Origin of the sequence: Ochrobactrum sp. SFR4, from assembly GCF_019730395.1 — a bacterium.
Lineage (GTDB): Bacteria > Pseudomonadota > Alphaproteobacteria > Rhizobiales > Rhizobiaceae > Pseudochrobactrum.
The window spans coordinates 94,603-110,951 of record NZ_JAAPBB010000002.1 but is presented as its reverse complement, the minus strand read 5'-3'; the positions used below and the strand labels follow the sequence as shown (position 1 = coordinate 110,951).

Genomic DNA, 16,349 nt, shown 5'->3' with positions numbered 1-16,349 from the left:
TCATGCCACCCCGCTTACTGCTTTCACCGTCTTTTTTGCCTTGGCCGGAGCACCGACACGCAGACGTCTGTCCATCAGAGATAAGAGGCCGCCAAGAACCATGGCAACCGTGCCAAGCCAGATCAGTGTGACTGATGGTTTCCACCAGAGACGCACGACCATGCCGCCATTTTCAAGAGCATCGCCCAGCGCAACATAATACTGATTAACTCCGCGGGTCAGAATACCGGCTTCAGTTGTCGGCATATTACGCGCCGGATAAAAGCGCTTCGCAGCCATAACATTGCCGATTGTATTGCCTCTGCTGTCGAGCAGAGAGAACAATCCCTGATCTTCTGTATAGTTCGAACCGGCAAAAGGCTGCTGTGCATCATAGCGCAACTGATAACCGGAGAAAGCAACCGTTTCTCCCTGTTTCATAGTGACAACCTGTTCCGTACCGAAACTGGTTACGATCACGATGCCCAGCAAAGTGATACCAAGCCCCATATGGGCCAGTGCTGTACCGAATACTGAACGTGGAAGCCCTAACAAACGCGGAAATGCCCGCGAAAGCTCAACCTTACCAAAACCGGCTTTGGTCACGATATCCATCAGGCTGCCAAGAATAACCCACATGCCCAGACCAATACCGAAAGCAGCCCAGACAGCACGCGGATCAATCAGAATAAGAACCAGTCCCACGCTCAGGAGACACAGGCCGAAAACCCACATCAGGCGCTGTGCCACCGCATAGAGATCGCCGCGTTTCCATGCCAGCAGCGGGCCGAATGGTACGGCTGCCAGCAGCGGGATCATCAGCGGGCCGAAAGTCATATTGAAAAACGGAGCGCCGACGGAAATTTTGGTTCCGGTCATTGCTTCCAGCAACAACGGATAAAGCGTACCGATCAGCACAGTTGCTGTGGCCGTGCTCAGGAACAGATTGTTCAGCACCAGCGCACCTTCACGCGACACCGGCTGGAACATGGTTCCGGTCGTCAATGTCTGTGCACGCAAGGCAAATAATGCCAGTGAGCCACCGATGAAGAACACCAGAATAGCGAGAATAAACAAGCCACGCCCCGGATCGGTGGCAAAGCTGTGTACCGAGGTCAGCACGCCCGAACGAACAAGAAATGCACCAAGCAATGACAATGAGAATGTCAGCAGAGCCAGCAAAATCGTCCAGATTTTCAAAGCGCCGCGTTTTTCCATTACAATTGCGGAATGCAGAAGCGCAGTGCCGATCAGCCATGGCATGAAGGATGCGTTTTCAACCGGATCCCAGAACCACCAGCCGCCCCAGCCCAGCTCATAATAAGCCCAGTAAGAGCCCATTGAGATACCGCCGGTCAGAAAAATCCACGCAGTCAGCGTCCAAGGTCGTACCCAGCGCGCCCATGCGGCATCAATACGACCGTCAATCAGCGCAGCAACAGCAAAGGAGAAGCAAACTGAAAAGCCGACATAGCCGAGATAAAGCATCGGCGGATGAATGGCGAGGCCGATATCCTGCAGGATAGGATTGAGATCCTGCCCTTCAATCGGTGCCGGAATAATCCGGATAAACGGATTGGATGTGAAAAGAATGAAGCTTAAGAATGCTGTAGCAATCCATCCCTGCACAGCCAGAACATTAGCCCGCAATGTGTTCGGAAGATTACTGCCGAAGACAGCAACCAGCGCACTGAAAAATGTCAAAATCAGCACCCAGAGCATCATCGAGCCTTCGTGATTGCCCCAGACTCCGGTAATTTTAAACAGTAAAGGCTTCAGCGAGTGGGAATTTTCAACCACATTAAGCACTGAGAAATCAGAAGTAACATAGGCATGTACCAGCATTGCCGACGATAACAGAACCAATGCAAACACGGCCGCAGAGCAAGGCTCTGCAACGCTCATCAACCGGGAATCATTCCGTTTTGCTCCGATGACCGGCAAAAAGGACTGCACCAAGGCCAAAGCCAGTGCCAGTACCAGTGCGAAATGTCCGATTTCAACGCTCATTCTATTTATCCTGCCTGTTGAATATTGCGCATCCGAAACACGCAATATTCAGCTTTTGGAATGGGAGGTTCAAACACAGCCTGCTTAAGAGCAGCTTAGTTCCCTTCCCAGACACCTTTTTCTTTCAGACTGTCCGCAACATCTTTCGGCATGTAATTTTCGTCATGCTTTGCCAGAACATTATCTGCAATAAAAACACCATCGGGTGTAAAGCGGCCTTCTGCGACAACACCCTGTCCTTCACGAAACAGATCCGGCAGAATACCCTCATAGGTGACAGTCACCTGTTTCAGCGTATCTGTGACGGCAAATTGCACATTTTTATCAGCGCCACGGACCACAGAACCAGCCTCGACCAGACCACCAAGACGGAAACGCGCACCCGATGCAATATCTTCAGCCGTCACATCATCAGGGGTACGGAAATAGCGAATATCCTGACTGAAGGCGATCAGAACCAGACCAATTGCCAGTGCCAGAACAGCCATAGCACCGGAGATCAAAATCAGACGCTTACGTTTGCGGTTGCGCATAACCTGTGAAACCCGCCGCGTGCGGCTTTCTGCAGAGGATGATGCCGATATCTGACTATGGGTCACTTCTGAACTCCCGTCGTATCCAGTCCTAACCGGGTTGCTACCTGAGTAAGACGCTTCCGGTCATTTTCCGGCAGAACTTTAACAGCATTTCGCAAAGCTTCAGCAGCATTATCACGCTCACCAAGCACGACATATGCGCGCAGCAAACGCTCCCAGCCATCAATATCTGTCGGATTATCTTGTAGTTTTGCGGCCAGACCATCCACCATTGAGCGGATCATATCTTTCCGTCCCTGCTCACTCAGGGTGGCAGCAGCTTCCACATCTTCAGCCGTCGGCCCCGGTGCCGGTACTGCTGGCGATTGCGCAGTTGAAGGAGCCGCAGCGCCTGCTTTCAGATTGGCAATCGTCTGCTCAATATCAGCACGCCATTGAGCATCTTCAGGAGACGTATTGAGGATAATCTGCAAGACATTGATTGCATCATCCCGTTTACCGGCCTGCAGCAATGCCCGTGCTTTCATCAAAGGCGGACGCATGTCAGACGGCTCGATTGTTCCGGCTTTTTCGAAGAGAGCAAGTGCCTCTTCAGTGACCTGCCCGTTGGCTTTAATCGTCAACGCTTCCCCTAGGCCGATCAGACGATCAACATCATCACCAAGCAGTTCCAGAGCCTTGCGATAGGCATTAATAGCATCGTCAACGCGACCGATGCGCAGATATATCGGCGCAAGTATCGCCCAGCCACGGCCATCATCCGGCGTTGTTGCCAAATGCGCTTCAGCCTGCGCGATCAGTTCGGCTGCACTTTTATCCTGAATCATTCTATTTTTGCGTTCAGCCAGAGGCTGAGCAGGCAGATCAGGTGTACCGATTGCAGCATAAACACCCCAGCTGACTGCCGGAATGAACAATAAGACAAGAATAATCGCCCAACGGTCGCTTGCACTGAACAGATATTTCTTTTCAGCAGCGTCTGTGCTTTTGCCTTCAACGCCAGCAGCCGCATCCGTCATGCGACGGTCGTTTTTAAGAATACGACGGGATATTTCGAGTCGAGCCTGCTCGGCCGACTGCTCATCCAGCAGACCTCGCGCCAGATCGGAATCAATCTCTTTCAGCTGCTGAATATAAACCGAGCGGTCTTCCTCGCCTTCAGCCACGGACACGGTGTCTTTTCGTGTCAGAGGCAACATGACGATAAGAATTGCAGCGAAAGTTAAAAGTGCAGAAACAAGCCAGAAATCCATGACCGGAGACTTAATCTACCTGCCCGGTAAAACCAACAGCCTGTTGGCAAATTATCGGGGTATAGGTCATTTGGCCGCAAAGCTGTCCGTCAGTTCAGCTCTGTGCAAAACCTGCCACAAACAAGTTTTGCACCGAACAAAATCAGGTCAGCGGAGTCCAGCTGCCATCATCATTGCGGCAGGCGGTGCCGCGTACCAGCTGCGGCGCTCCGTCCACAGTGAAACTATGGCTATATTGCCTGCAATTCTGAGAACCGACCTGATATGGCTGTGCAGCAGTTACCTCGCCGGACGCTTTACCTGAACGCCCCTTCCATGAAACCGCTTCACCTTTCGGCGCATATTCCAACGCTTTATATTCCGCCTCAATTGCTGATCTGCGGTCAGAAGCCGCGAGCTGCGAACCGGCAGCCCCCAGAATACCATTGCCCATCGGCGCAAGCACAGCATTGCTGACCGATCCTCCGGCTAGCGGATTTCCGGATGGCGAACCTGATGTTGAAGCGTTCAATGTGGAGCAGGCTGTAAGAGCGAACAGCGGCAGAATAAAAGTAAGTTTACGCAATATACCTACGGAAGACGACTTCATGAGCAATTTAACATCCTGTCAGCAACGCTTTGCAGGGCATTATGACTACTGAAAGCACACTCTGCAATCATTCCCTTGAGATCTCAACATAAAACAAAATCAGGAATAACGCGCCCTGACTGCAGCCATTTATACCTGAAATCCGGTAAAAGCAAAGCTTAGCTTAAAACTGCAGGCAAAGTAATTTGTACTGCAAGACCACCCAACGATGCTTTACCCAGCCCCAAAGTTCCACCATATTCCCTGACCGTATCCTGAACAATTGCCAGCCCCAAACCTGTACCGGGCTTGCTTTCATCAATGCGTTTTCCACGTTTCAGAGCTTCGGCCATTTTATCCGCAGGCAAACCGGCTCCGTCATCCTCAATCAGGATTTCAAACAAATTACCTGCGCCGTCGTTTATATCTGATTTTTGTACAGAACGCAGTGACAGATGAATTTTTGAACGTCCCCACTTAGAAGCATTCTCCATAATATTTCCGACGATCTCTTCGAGATCTTCTTTTTCGCCGGCAAAAATTGCAGCACGGAACTGATTGGAAAAGCTAACGTTTAAATGCGGGTTAAGCTTAGCCGTCACACGAATCATACGCTCCAGCACCGGCGTGACCGGAGCCCTGAACACAACGCTATCCCGCTGCGCTGCAACGCGCGCGCGCTGCAGATAATGCTGGATTTGCACCTGCATCGCATCGCTTTGCTCTATTACAAGCTGTCCCTGACGCCCGCCAATATTGCGCCCCTCATTCATCAGCACGGAAAGCGGCGTTTTCAGAGAATGTGCAAGATTTCCCACCTGTGTCCGCGAACGCTCTACAATACGGTGATTATTTTCTATCAGGGCATTCATTTCCTGCGCGAGCGGTGCGATTTCCAAAGGCAAATCTGTGTCCACACGATTGCTTCGCCCCTCACGAATGTCTGCAAGAGTACGGCGCACATGATCCAACGGCCGCAAACCAAACAGGATAATCGCCGCGTTAATCAGAATACTGCCAAGACCGAACAACCCCAGATAGATATAAAGCCGGTTGCGGAAATCGCTGACTTCCTCTTTTACTTCATTCAGATTTCCCATCACGCGAAAACGGGCAATTTTGTCCGTGCTGTCGAGAACAACTTCTGTCTCAACAACAGAAAGCTCTTCACCGGTGCTGGTTTGTACGACATAGCTGCGCATAAAGGACTGGTCAAAAGGCGCTTCAGAAACTGACTTTACAGGGATTATTTTGGTGCCAAGTGAAACCGACCCCAGATGACCGCGCACACTTGCAGATACAGGGTCAACCGACCAATACCAGCCTGAACCTACGCTTGCATAGCGTATTTCACCAAGCTCGGGCCTGCCGTAAAGTTCCCCATCCGGTGTCAGACTGACTGCACCGACGAGACTATAAAGATGTGCCGATAAAAGACTTTGAAAACTACGTTCCGCAGCATCCCGATAAAGCGACTGAATAAACGTAGCAACAACAACAAGGGCAATAATGACCCATAATGTTGACAGTGTCACCACACGCAAAGCCAGCGAGCGCAAACCGAGAGCAAAGACTTTCCCGGAAAACAGCGGCATCTTAATCTTTACTGTCATCGTTATTGTCAGAGCGGATGCGATATCCCATTCCGCGAACAGTTTCGATCATATCCACGCCCATTTTCTTACGCAGACGTCCGACAAAAACCTCGATCGTATTGGAATCGCGATCAAAATCCTGGTCGTATAGATGTTCCACCAGTTCTGTACGGGAAATAACTTCATCCATATGATGCATAAGATAAGACAAAAGCCGGAACTCGTGAGAGGTCAGCTTCAACGCTGTGCCGTCAACTGTCGCTTTGGACGCCTTTGTATCCAGCACAAGCTTGCCGCTGACAATCTCTGATGAAGCATGACCTGCCGCGCGGCGGATCAATGCACGCAACCGTGCCAGAACTTCCTCAATGTGGAATGGTTTCGCCACATAATCATCGGCACCGGCATCAATACCGGCCACCTTGTCACTCCAGCGATCGCGCGCTGTCAGCATCAGCACCGGCATGGAACGACCTTCACGACGCCAGCGCTCCACAACACTGATACCGTCCATTTGCGGGAGACCGATATCCAGTATCACTGCATCATATGGCTCAGTATCACCAAGAAAATGACCCTCTTCGCCATCAAAAGCACAATCGACCACATAATCCGCATCACGGAGAGCTTCAGCCAGCTGACGGTTAAGATCCTTATCATCTTCAACAATCAGAATTCTCATCAGCAAACCTTTTCAGACTTTCGGAGCGACAATACAGCATGCTGCCTGCCACGCAGACAACATTTGTCTTATAGCACATTACAAGAATGAGCAAACCGGAGAGGTGCAGGCCAGCGGCCTGCAAATTATATGTGAAACTTTAAAGTTTCCGCCTTATTTAGCCGGTACAGCAACTTCCACGCGACGTGGGCGTTCCCCGTCACGTCCGGGAACCAGCACAACCACGATACAGACCGGCGCGCCGTTCTGTACAGCTGCTGTTGCTTTGGTTAGTGTACCGCCCTGCTGTGCAGCAACCTGCTGCCCGATAGCAGCACAATCACCGGCAACGCGAATGATACGCGACTGGGATGATGCGGACTGCGCCTGTTGCAAACCGGCAGGTACGTGCCGTTGCAAGCCTGCGGCGCCCGCAGATGGAACAATGCTTGTAAAAACTGCTGCGGTCATACCGGCGAGCAGAGTAAAAGCAGCGAAAAATGTGCGAACTGGTTTCTGTGTCATCATAACGCTCACTTTAACGCCTCTTACCTGAATGTTGAATGAACAAGCTTGTACATCCAACAAACGATACCCATCCGGAGCGTTTCCATTAACGACTGGTTCACGGGAACCGCTCTCATCGTTTCACTTTACTTCCGGCACAATCATTCTGTTGTACTGCCGGAAATGCTTAGATTTTTCTTTCGTTAACATTAGTTTCCTAAAAACGAAAGTCTTCATAACTGCGGCAAAGCTGCCAAATTGATTAAAAACTGTCAATTACGAAGGATCCGCATATTTTCAACTCAACGTGTATATTGAGAGATATTTTTTCCGGAGCGGATTTTAGTAACGGAACGATATTACCGCTGCCTCTCCGGCACCAAAACTCTGACTGATCTGAGCGACCTCCAAACGCAAATGCACATCGCGTTGCAGCTGACCGGAATAAACATAATGCGGCCGGGTTACTTCCGCTTTTTGCAAAAGCACCTCACCCTGCCACAATTGCACCAGATATTTTTCCGCAGTTTCTCCCAGAGGAATATCCTCCCCCATCCAGCTATCAGCATCAATGCGCCCGCGCCGGATCCATTGAAAATACATATCCCCGTTCAGCTGGGGTCTGTATCTTACATGAACCGGACTCAAAGGCTTTAAAGCTTTCATGCCACCGGCAGCGGATTGGGTACTGAAATAATCATCCGAGAAATCCCGGCCGGATGGTCCTGCCCGCCAGTTCAGCATCAGACCATTTTCAGCCTTCTGTAAACCTGCAGGAACAACCCGATCATCCAGAAGAATAAAGGGTGCACCTGCAGATTTTGTAATATTGGCCTCCGGCTCTGTACCCGATTGCCCGCGCAGCAAAGACTTCAACCGCCAATGACCGGCAGAAACTTCCTCTGCCTTCTGATACTGCAGAACCTCCCACCCGCCTGCGCTATTTTGCACCAGAGCTGTATTGGCGGTATTCAACACCTGCAATAAGGATTGAGAATGCAACTCCCCGTGATAAAGCCGCACATCAAAGCTCTGCTGGTGCATAAGGCGACCGCTTGGTGATCCTGTGAGTTCTGTTGTCAGTTCCCCCATGATTGCAGCATAGGGGATTGCTGTGCGCAACTGATAACCACTCGCTTCTGGCGAAACATAAAGCGACACCTCCCGCCACGGCTTTGCATAGCAGGCAATACGAAGCTGATGTTGTTCACTATCAACACCAGGCCACATCGGCAAATCCAGCATGTGAAACAGTGGCGGACCGGCGGTCACACCACCACCGGAATCAGGAACCGCTGGCATACGGGTACGGTCCGGACGACGCAAAACAGGAGCCAGTGCCACAGCTTTAGCACGCCGTGCCGCGCCGTCTTCAAAACTCACGATCAGGTAATCACGATTGCCAGCCAATTCCGGCACACGCACCCTGTCACCTATTGTCAATTGAGCCTGTGTCCACGGCAGAGAGAAACTAACTGTCCGGCGTTCCGCTCGTTTTCGTTCCAGCCAACTCTCAGCCAATGCCTGTGCTTGCCCGCTTTCCATTGCGGCAGACAAAGACAGGCTCTCATGCCCTGCACGCTGCCAGCCGGACTTTTGCGCCAAAGCACTGCCGGACTGATAATCGCGCAAGGGATCACTGAAATAGATTTCAGCACTGGCAGGCAGTTCCTCGACATCCTCCAATGTGCGAACCGGCCACTGGTCATCACGTTCCAGTGCATAATCTTCTAGCACAAGCGGTTGCAGACGCTGTGACAGACTACGGAATACCAGCTTATGCTGTTCATCGGCCTGCTCAAAAGCCACCACGTCGAATGCATCCATCAGCGGCTCCAGCAATGCCCGCCCGCTGGCCGGATTGTCGGCAGTATAGCCCGACAAATAGCCCTCAACCCCACGACAATCCGCTAATCCTTCCAGTCCAACATCTTTCAGCAATGCCAGCAACAATTCATCCAGCGCCACACCACTCAAACGGCCATTAAGCCAATGCCCTGTCGCCCAATTGGCGGCATCCCCCCAGATGTCAGCCTTCAACGGATATTCCGGAAACGGTCGCGTATCCCACGCCCAGACATAAATCTGCTCGGGATCAAGCATTGTGCTGCCATAAAGCGGTGACACCGGATTATGATCTCCTGCAGCATTCCAATAGGCAGAATGCGCGCGCAGAAAACGATCCGGCGCAAGGTCACTGCGCGACCCGTCAGAAAAATAAGGCGAGGCATTTTCAGATGATTTCGGGTCAGGAAATACATTCGGCTGGTTCGGCCCTTTATCAACCGCAGCACAACCAAGCTCGGTAAACCAGAATGGTTTGGACATTGGCTGCCAAGCTGTCGGCTGCGCCTGCTCTGCACCGTTGATGCGATTGAAATGCTGATTTTGCCACCATGCGCGCAAATCCTTGTAGCGAAACACCCAAGGCTTACCCGCCAGACCATCCGTTATTGCCGTGCGTTTGCGCTCACGTCTGTCCGCATCCGAGGCATAATACCAGTCATATCCCTCACCTCCGGCAATAGCACTTTGCAAAGCGGTCTCATCATACGCCGAAGATGGCAAGGCAGGATAAATACTGCGCTCATCACCATCACGCCAATCGCTCAGAGGCATGTAATTATCAATACCGATGGCATTAATTGCCGGATGCGCCCAGAGCGGATCAAGATGAAAATAGACATCACCACTGCCATCCTGCGGGTGATAGCCAAAATATTCTGACCAATCCGCACCATAGGTAATTTTGCAGGCGACACCTAAAGATGTGCGTGCATTATCAGCCAGTTCACAGAGATGTACAACGAAAGGAAATTCATTCTGCTCATTGCGGATTTGCGTCAGGCCACGCAGTTCCGAGCCGATCAAAAATGCATCCACACCACCGGCATTACGAGCAAGATCAATATAGTGGCGGATAAAACGCTTATAGCCCCAGACATCATTAGTAAAACGCTCCAGCTGCATTCCCGCTTGTGACGTTTTATCTGATCCTGCCGGCACGCCAATTCTGCCCCGCCACGGATAGGCTGGCTGAAAGCCCTCACCATCAAGCGCGGGCAACTGATTGTCTGCCGGAATGTCCATCATAATAAACGGATAGAGAGTGACTTTCAGCCCACGTTGCCGTGCATCTTTGATCGCGGCAATTACGGAAAAATCGGCAGGCGTACCGCCATAGGCTTTTTCACTCCCGTTGTCGGAAATCAGATGCGCACCAGAGCGGTCAACATTATTCACGCGCCATTCATGGCTCGGCTTCCTAGCTGCCTGCGCTGTCACACCGGGCAAAATCCGGCATTCTCCGGCACGTAAATCCGTACCGAACCACGGCACGATCAGCGCCACAGTTTTCAAATTCGGGCATAATGCCTGCAACTCATCCAGCGATGCTGACCAGTCACTCTGCGCGCGCAGAGTATTACGGTTCAGCGCCCGTGTCTCACCGGGCCGCGGCTCGTCGCGTACCATCTGCGGCGACAGGCCAAATTCCGTTGCTCCGGGGATCAGCGCCACGGCCTGAATATCCTGTGCCAATCTGCCGACACTGCGCACCACTTCGAATTGCAGCAATGGCAACCGGTTACCATAGACATCGACCGGCAGGCGCTCAAAAACCACATAGGCAGTGCCGCGATAGGCAGGTGCCTTGCCTTCTCCCTGCCGCGCCTCAATCAGCGGATCGGGCTGCTGGATTTCAGTGCCCTTATAAATACGGACTGTTACCTGCGTCTGATCCAGCTCTTTACCATCCGCCCAGATGCGCCGGATGCCGGAAATCTCGCCCTGCGCCACCGCAAAAGCAGCATTGGCATAATAGCTGTAGGTTGTCGTCTTCGGACCACCCTTTCCGCCCTGACGGGTGGTCGTTTTGTCTTCTTCAAAACGTGTTGCCCAGATCAGAGTACCACCGACACGCATTGTGCCATACACAGCAGGCAGTGCCGCCCCTTCCTCCGCCTGCATCGGACGCGTACCGGAAAGGCGCGGTCCTTCAATACGCCGCGTTGAATTAATCAGCGCAGTATCGACCATATAGCCGCCCATCGCACCGATAGCACTGCCGATTGCCGCACCAACAGGGCCGAACAACCCGCCTATCATGCCGCCTGCCGCCTGAAGAACCAGTGTACTCATGAAAAAGATGACCTGTCTTCAAACCGAAGGATTCTAACAACTCTCTGGAAATGCAAAGACACCGGCGATGCGCTGCCGCCATTGCGGAACCAGTGCGGAAAGTGTCACGCTATGCCCCTCATAGGCATGGATGAAACGGTTATTCTCCGCCATAACACCTAAATGCTTGGCGGATACACCGTCCCGCCAGCGAAAAATCAGCAGATCACCGGCTTCGATATCAGAGAGCGGCTTCAAATGCATATGTCGCCGTGCTGCATTAATCAGCGGTTCATCACGGCTTAGTTCCGCCCAGTCGCGGGAATAAGTACCCGTATCCTCAGGCTCCGTGCCATAAAGCTCCCGCCAGATGCCACGTATCAATCCGAGACAATCACAGCCAACCTGCAAGCGGCTGGCACCATGCCGGTAAGGTGTACCAAGCCATTCTTCAGCAATCGCTAAAACCCTGTCATTAACCGGCCCTGTCATCATGGCACCAGCACCCCGCCATCGAAATTGCCCTCACCGCCTGCAAAAGAATAGGCGGCATCATTACCGGGAATATGTGGAAAGCCGCGAAAATTCTCATGATTGGCAAAGCGATCACGGCAGTGCTGAAAACTCTTGTCACATCCCGCTAACACACGAAAACGATCACCAATTTGGACTTCATAGACCGGCAAATCCTGCAGGATCAGACTGGCAGTGTCTCCCTGTCTCAGATGCGAGACAACACTGTTTGTGCTGCCCTGATTTTGGCCGCTTGCCCAAGTGATCTTTCCCCGCTCAAACCAGTGCGCTGCAAAAGTACCCAAACCTGAAACAGTCATATCCTGTCCGTTCACGTCTTCTACAATGCCCTCACCGGCATAGCGCGGATCGGCAGGATTGATGCCGCAGCGCTTATCTGAAAATTCCGCATCGCAACCGCGTTTGGCACGTCGTCCGAAAACACGATCCAGCAGAGCGGCGCTGCTTTTCAGCTCAGCCGTAAAACTCATTCCGCTGCGGGTGATTTTACCAATCATACTGCTGCGTAAAAGCACCGCCTGCTCCGGCTGCGCCCAGTTGACCAGATAAGTCTCGACTATTGCACCGTCATAGAGCCCGCGTTCAATATCCGTATCATTCAAAGCGTCACTGGTCAGCGCGCCTTCAATCTCAGAACTATCTACGGAAAGCCCCATCTGACTTCCGGCTTCAGATCCATTCATCCCGCTTTGCGGAAAGCAATTTATACCCTTAACCGGCAAGAATTTATCGTGATCGCAAAAGCCGAAAACTGCTCCGTCTTTGCGTCGTAAAATCCATGCGAAACAATGCGTTGTCACATCACCTTGCAAATGTGATTCAAATTCCGGATCCAGTGTCAGCATCACTTCACCTCAACAATCGGAATGGACGGAATTTCACCGGCTTTGAAGCTGGCAATACTGGCGCTCAGGCGATCCGTATCGAAACGCACCGGCACATCAAAGAGAAAACCCGCCGTCACCTTTGCCTGCGGCGGCGGCACATGGTCCTCGTGAATTTCCACTATGCCGGTCAGATAATTCACGCTGAATGCATCCCCCGCAAGCACCTCCCCCTCCACTGCTAATTGCACAGTTCCTACGATCGGTTTGGTGATAATGCGCTGATAATCTCCATAATGTTTCGCCAGCTGAAACTGTCTTGTAATGCCATCTCCTCGCCCCAGAAACTGATCTGTTGGTTGCGGCGGCGCATCCTGCTCCGATGAGAGATGGTCAAACGGATCGCGAAACCGGAAGGCATAGAGCGAACCGCGCCGCGCCTCAAAAAAACGCAGAACATCGCGCAGATCGTTGAGCGAACGCAACCCCGTTCCGGCATCATAAAAGCGGCGCGACATTGACCAGCGCGCATTGCGCTTTTCATGGCCGGACGTCAGTCCCACAATCTCATTACGCCATTCCGGCCCTCCGGTTGCACCGAAGGAAACACCAAGCGGAAAATGCACATCATGAAATGAAGATAAATCCTGCATAATGTGCCCTTTCACATGCGTCTGGTGCCATGGCGTACTGCACGCGCCAGCATGGCACTGACCTGTGCTTCCGAGCGGCTGAACGAAGCAGCATCAGGCGATGACATATTAAAATTGATCTGCATGGCTCGCCCGCCACCACCACTGCCCATAGCCACGCCAAGACTGCCGTCACTGCCGCGTGCCAATGGCAAAATCGCTTCAGCTCCTGCCTCACCGGCCACGCCGAAACCACTGCCCAGTCCGAAATATGTCGGACTGGAAACCACACCGCCTTTGGCAAAAGGTTTAACCCCACCCAAGCCGCCAAGCCCGCCCATCAGACCGGAGAACATCGAGGAAAATAATCCCTGCAATGGCTTCATTCCCGCATCCAGCGCCATGGAGGCCATATTCGATGCCAGCCCGCGCAACACATCGTCCAACCCTTTGCCGGATGTGACTGCGCTTTTGAAAGCCGAAGTCAGGCTCTGCCCGAATGAGCCGGAACGCTTCTGCAAATTATCCAGCGCACGGTCAAAACCACTGGTATCTGCCTCAACCGAAACCGTGACTGATTGTTGTGTGCCTGTATCATTCATGATTCACCATCCGGAAAAGCCCGCATCAGCGTGTTTAAAACATCACGCGATGGCGCTTTCCTGCCACCGCGTATGGACTGGCTCAGCGCCCTGATCTCGGGCAGGCTCAACTGCCAGAAATCCCGTGACGACAGCCGCAATTGTCCCAACCCGAAATGCATCAGCGCATCCCAGGGGAAAGACATTGATTCAATTGCGGCTTCTAATTTTTTGATTGTGCTGTGTTTTCCGGATTTTCAGCAGTCATGCCAAAAGTCACTTCCAGCAATTGCGCCACCAGTCGCGCAAAGCCGGTAGCCCCGCCATCAATCCGCATATCCGCCACATCATCCTCGGCCACATCATGACCGCCACCACGCAAACCTGCAGTGACAATGCGGATCATATCTACAGACTTCAAACTGCCTGTTGAAAAGCGGGCGATCAGAGCAGAAAGGTCTTCTGTCTCATAGGCAGCCTCAAGACCAGCCAATGTACCAAGTGTCAGGCACAAAACCCAATCCTTATCATTCAAAACGGCGGCAATTTCACCGCGTCTGGCATTGACCATCATGGCTGCACTCCGAAACTGATAAGGCCGGCAGATTCCAGCGCGATTTCAAATGTCACCTCGCCATCATGAACCCCGCCATATTCCAGCGCGGTGATCTGAAACAAACCGCTGACAGTGCCAAAATCCGGCACAATAATCTGCCAGTTGAGAATATCACCATTGAAGAACGCCGTGCGGATCAGCGCATCTGATGCTGCATCTTTAAAAATACCGGCACCGCTGACCGATGCACGCTGCACACCGCTGCCAGCCAGCAATTGTCGCCAACGCCCTGTAGCATCAGCATCTGTCACATCAACCGTCTCTGCATTGAAAGCAATGCGCTTGCTGCGCAAACCCGCACAGGTCTGGAATGTGTCACCTGCCGCTGCAATTTTCAGCAACAGGTCTTTCCCTCTCTGAGCTGCCATTAATTACGCTCCTTCAATTTTTTCAGTCACCGCACGGTAACGTAACTGGCCATTGTAGCCGTCACGCAAGTCGTCATTGCGGGTCTGTGAGGATTGCAAAGTCAGATTGACCAGATGATAACCGCCGATATCCGGCTTCTGCTGGCTGCTTGCCAAAGCCTCCATCAGCCCTTCCACCAGCATCATCAGCTCCAGCACCTGCCTGCGGCCATTGGAACGCGCCCAGATATGCAGCACCAGATTGTGCTCCTCGCCAGTGCCGCTATCGGTATCCCAGGCATAGATCTGACTTTGGCCAAAGCTGATATAAGGAAACTGCGCATGGGGTGGCACATGATCGTAGATGCCCTGCCCGTGCAGTTTCTCCATCAGCAAAGGCGCGGCTTGCAGCCACGCCAATATTGCCTTTTGTAAAACAAACGCTGCGCCATTCATCCCTTGTTGTCCTGTTCGGTTTGAGCAGGTGGCGCCTTAGGCTCAGAGCTTTTCAGAAACAGCCCGTCGCGTTTATTGGACAGAGCTTGCTCACAGGCCTGCAAGCCGACAAGACGCAATGTGCGCAGCAAAGCTTCAAAGATAAAACGCATAGAAAAATTCATCGGATTTCCTCTCGAACAGAACAAATGAGATAGCGTTGGCTTTCATCGGGGTCGTGCAAGCCAAGCACCATGAAGTGCCTTGTCCCCTGCGTGAGACGCATGGAGACCGCAATATCGCTGCGATAACGGGTTGTGATGAGATGAGTGACATGGGGAATAGCCTGTCCGGCAAAGTTCTGGCTGCCGGTTTTCTTCGGCTCAATCCTGCCCCAGAGCGTGACAATTTCCGTCCATCGTTCCTGATAACCGCCGGTCTCATCGAAGAGCGGGCGGTTCTCTTGCAGGTTCAGAAATGTTTTGAACTGCCCCGCATCAATGAATTGCAGGTTCATAACCGCCCCCGACGCAACCATGGTGACACGAGTTGTGCAACCATATCCGGCAGATTGTGCATCACCGCTTCATAAGAATTGCGGTTGTCATAGAGATGCGCTGCCAACACCACACAGGCATGGCGCAATGTTTCAGGCAGACCTGAAGGCTCATTCGCCAGACCGGCAGTCAGCTCAATCTCAAGTCCTCGAGCAATGGTAATATGCGGAGGCCTGCGTAAATATAACCGTTGCGGACGGCTCTCCGTATCCAGACGCCAATCATCCTCACCAAACAAAACCTCACTACCATCGGCAGCAAAACCCTGTACTTTATCGATGGATATTACCGGCGCTTTATAGAGCGCAATTCTGCTCGATTGCGGCCAGTTGGCGAGCTGCAACTGCCAGCACTGCGGCAGCATCACCAGATTACAATGCTGCTCGATTACCTCCCGCGCAGTGCGGATCAGCCGTTCCAGTACTTCCTCTTCCTGATCGGAAGAAAGTCGTAAAAAATCGCGCAACATTGCTGTCGTCACCGGCTCTTTTACCGGCGGCGTTATAAGTTGGAGAACCATGCTATCTCCTGTAATTTATAATAGATTCAGTAAGATAAAATCACTCTCTGACAGAATGATTCATGCCGTTTTGCA

Annotated in this window: 19 protein-coding genes; all 19 read right to left on the bottom strand. The window is 52.2% G+C overall.

Going from position 1 to position 16,349, the window contains the following annotated elements; all coding sequences use genetic code 11:
• The 19 genes from HBA93_RS02770 to HBA93_RS02680 all read right to left on the bottom strand — a co-directional run bounded on the left by HBA93_RS02770 (window position 1) and on the right by HBA93_RS02680 (window position 16,274).
• Window positions 1-1,989 (bottom strand): heme lyase CcmF/NrfE family subunit, encoded by a 1,989-nt coding sequence (locus HBA93_RS02770; protein WP_221722270.1) that lies wholly within the window; start codon window positions 1,987-1,989, stop codon window positions 1-3.
• A 95-nt stretch (window positions 1,990-2,084) separates the two neighbouring features.
• The gene (gene ccmE / locus HBA93_RS02765; RefSeq protein ID WP_221722425.1) at window positions 2,085-2,522 is read right to left on the bottom strand and encodes a cytochrome c maturation protein CcmE; all 438 of its coding nucleotides are present in this window, start codon (window positions 2,520-2,522) and stop codon (window positions 2,085-2,087) included.
• A 62-nt stretch (window positions 2,523-2,584) separates the two neighbouring features.
• Window positions 2,585-3,778, bottom strand: a complete 1,194-nt coding sequence (gene ccmI, locus HBA93_RS02760) for a c-type cytochrome biogenesis protein CcmI (protein ID WP_221722269.1) — start codon at window positions 3,776-3,778, stop codon at window positions 2,585-2,587.
• Window positions 3,779-3,920: 142 nt separating this feature from the next.
• Complete coding sequence (locus tag HBA93_RS02755) at window positions 3,921-4,367, bottom strand: RT0821/Lpp0805 family surface protein (protein WP_221722268.1); 447 nt, start codon at window positions 4,365-4,367, stop codon at window positions 3,921-3,923.
• A gap of 158 nt (window positions 4,368-4,525) precedes the next feature.
• On the bottom strand, window positions 4,526-5,854 hold the full coding sequence (locus HBA93_RS02750) for an ATP-binding protein (protein WP_221722424.1): 1,329 nt from the start codon (window positions 5,852-5,854) through the stop codon (window positions 4,526-4,528).
• Between the two features lie 88 nt (window positions 5,855-5,942).
• Window positions 5,943-6,623: a response regulator transcription factor gene (locus tag HBA93_RS02745; protein ID WP_121991702.1), complete on the bottom strand. Its 681-nt coding sequence runs from the start codon at window positions 6,621-6,623 to the stop codon at window positions 5,943-5,945.
• A gap of 153 nt (window positions 6,624-6,776) precedes the next feature.
• Window positions 6,777-7,130, bottom strand: coding sequence for a hypothetical protein (locus HBA93_RS24480; RefSeq protein WP_502910014.1), 354 nt, complete (start codon window positions 7,128-7,130; stop codon window positions 6,777-6,779).
• Between the two features lie 321 nt (window positions 7,131-7,451).
• Window positions 7,452-11,249, bottom strand: coding sequence for a baseplate multidomain protein megatron (locus HBA93_RS02735; RefSeq protein WP_221722267.1), 3,798 nt, complete (start codon window positions 11,247-11,249; stop codon window positions 7,452-7,454).
• A 33-nt stretch (window positions 11,250-11,282) separates the two neighbouring features.
• Window positions 11,283-11,720: an NlpC/P60 family protein gene (locus HBA93_RS02730; protein ID WP_502910024.1), complete on the bottom strand. Its 438-nt coding sequence runs from the start codon at window positions 11,718-11,720 to the stop codon at window positions 11,283-11,285.
• Window positions 11,720-12,607, bottom strand: coding sequence for a phage/gene transfer agent baseplate hub protein (locus HBA93_RS02725; RefSeq protein ID WP_221722265.1), 888 nt, complete (start codon window positions 12,605-12,607; stop codon window positions 11,720-11,722). The genes HBA93_RS02730 and HBA93_RS02725 overlap by 1 nt, the downstream gene beginning before the upstream one ends.
• Window positions 12,607-13,239 carry a DUF2460 domain-containing protein gene (locus tag HBA93_RS02720; protein WP_221722264.1) on the bottom strand — a complete coding sequence of 211 codons (633 nt, stop codon included), beginning with the start codon at window positions 13,237-13,239 and terminating at the stop codon, window positions 12,607-12,609. Before HBA93_RS02720 ends, HBA93_RS02725 begins: the two co-directional genes overlap by 1 nt.
• Before the next feature lie 11 nt (window positions 13,240-13,250).
• Window positions 13,251-13,820 carry a phage tail tape measure protein gene (locus tag HBA93_RS02715; protein WP_221722263.1) on the bottom strand — a complete coding sequence of 190 codons (570 nt, stop codon included), beginning with the start codon at window positions 13,818-13,820 and terminating at the stop codon, window positions 13,251-13,253.
• Window positions 13,817-14,005 (bottom strand): rcc01693 family protein, encoded by a 189-nt coding sequence (locus tag HBA93_RS02710; protein WP_221722262.1) that lies wholly within the window; start codon window positions 14,003-14,005, stop codon window positions 13,817-13,819. The genes HBA93_RS02715 and HBA93_RS02710 overlap by 4 nt, the downstream gene beginning before the upstream one ends.
• Window positions 14,006-14,022: 17 nt before the next feature.
• Window positions 14,023-14,373, bottom strand: a complete 351-nt coding sequence (locus tag HBA93_RS02705) for a gene transfer agent family protein (RefSeq protein ID WP_286201716.1) — start codon at window positions 14,371-14,373, stop codon at window positions 14,023-14,025.
• A complete protein-coding gene (locus HBA93_RS02700) occupies window positions 14,370-14,783 on the bottom strand; it encodes a phage major tail protein, TP901-1 family (RefSeq protein WP_221722261.1) in 414 nt (137 codons plus the stop codon). Before HBA93_RS02700 ends, HBA93_RS02705 begins: the two co-directional genes overlap by 4 nt.
• Window positions 14,784-14,786: 3 nt before the next feature.
• Complete coding sequence (locus HBA93_RS02695; protein ID WP_221722260.1) at window positions 14,787-15,218, bottom strand: DUF3168 domain-containing protein; 432 nt, start codon at window positions 15,216-15,218, stop codon at window positions 14,787-14,789.
• Complete coding sequence (locus HBA93_RS02690) at window positions 15,215-15,382, bottom strand: hypothetical protein (protein WP_175576060.1); 168 nt, start codon at window positions 15,380-15,382, stop codon at window positions 15,215-15,217. Before HBA93_RS02690 ends, HBA93_RS02695 begins: the two co-directional genes overlap by 4 nt.
• Window positions 15,379-15,714, bottom strand: coding sequence for a phage head closure protein (locus HBA93_RS02685; protein WP_221722259.1), 336 nt, complete (start codon window positions 15,712-15,714; stop codon window positions 15,379-15,381). Before HBA93_RS02685 ends, HBA93_RS02690 begins: the two co-directional genes overlap by 4 nt.
• Window positions 15,711-16,274 (bottom strand): head-tail connector protein, encoded by a 564-nt coding sequence (locus HBA93_RS02680; protein WP_221722258.1) that lies wholly within the window; start codon window positions 16,272-16,274, stop codon window positions 15,711-15,713. Before HBA93_RS02680 ends, HBA93_RS02685 begins: the two co-directional genes overlap by 4 nt.
• Between the last annotated feature and the right edge of the window lie 75 nt (window positions 16,275-16,349).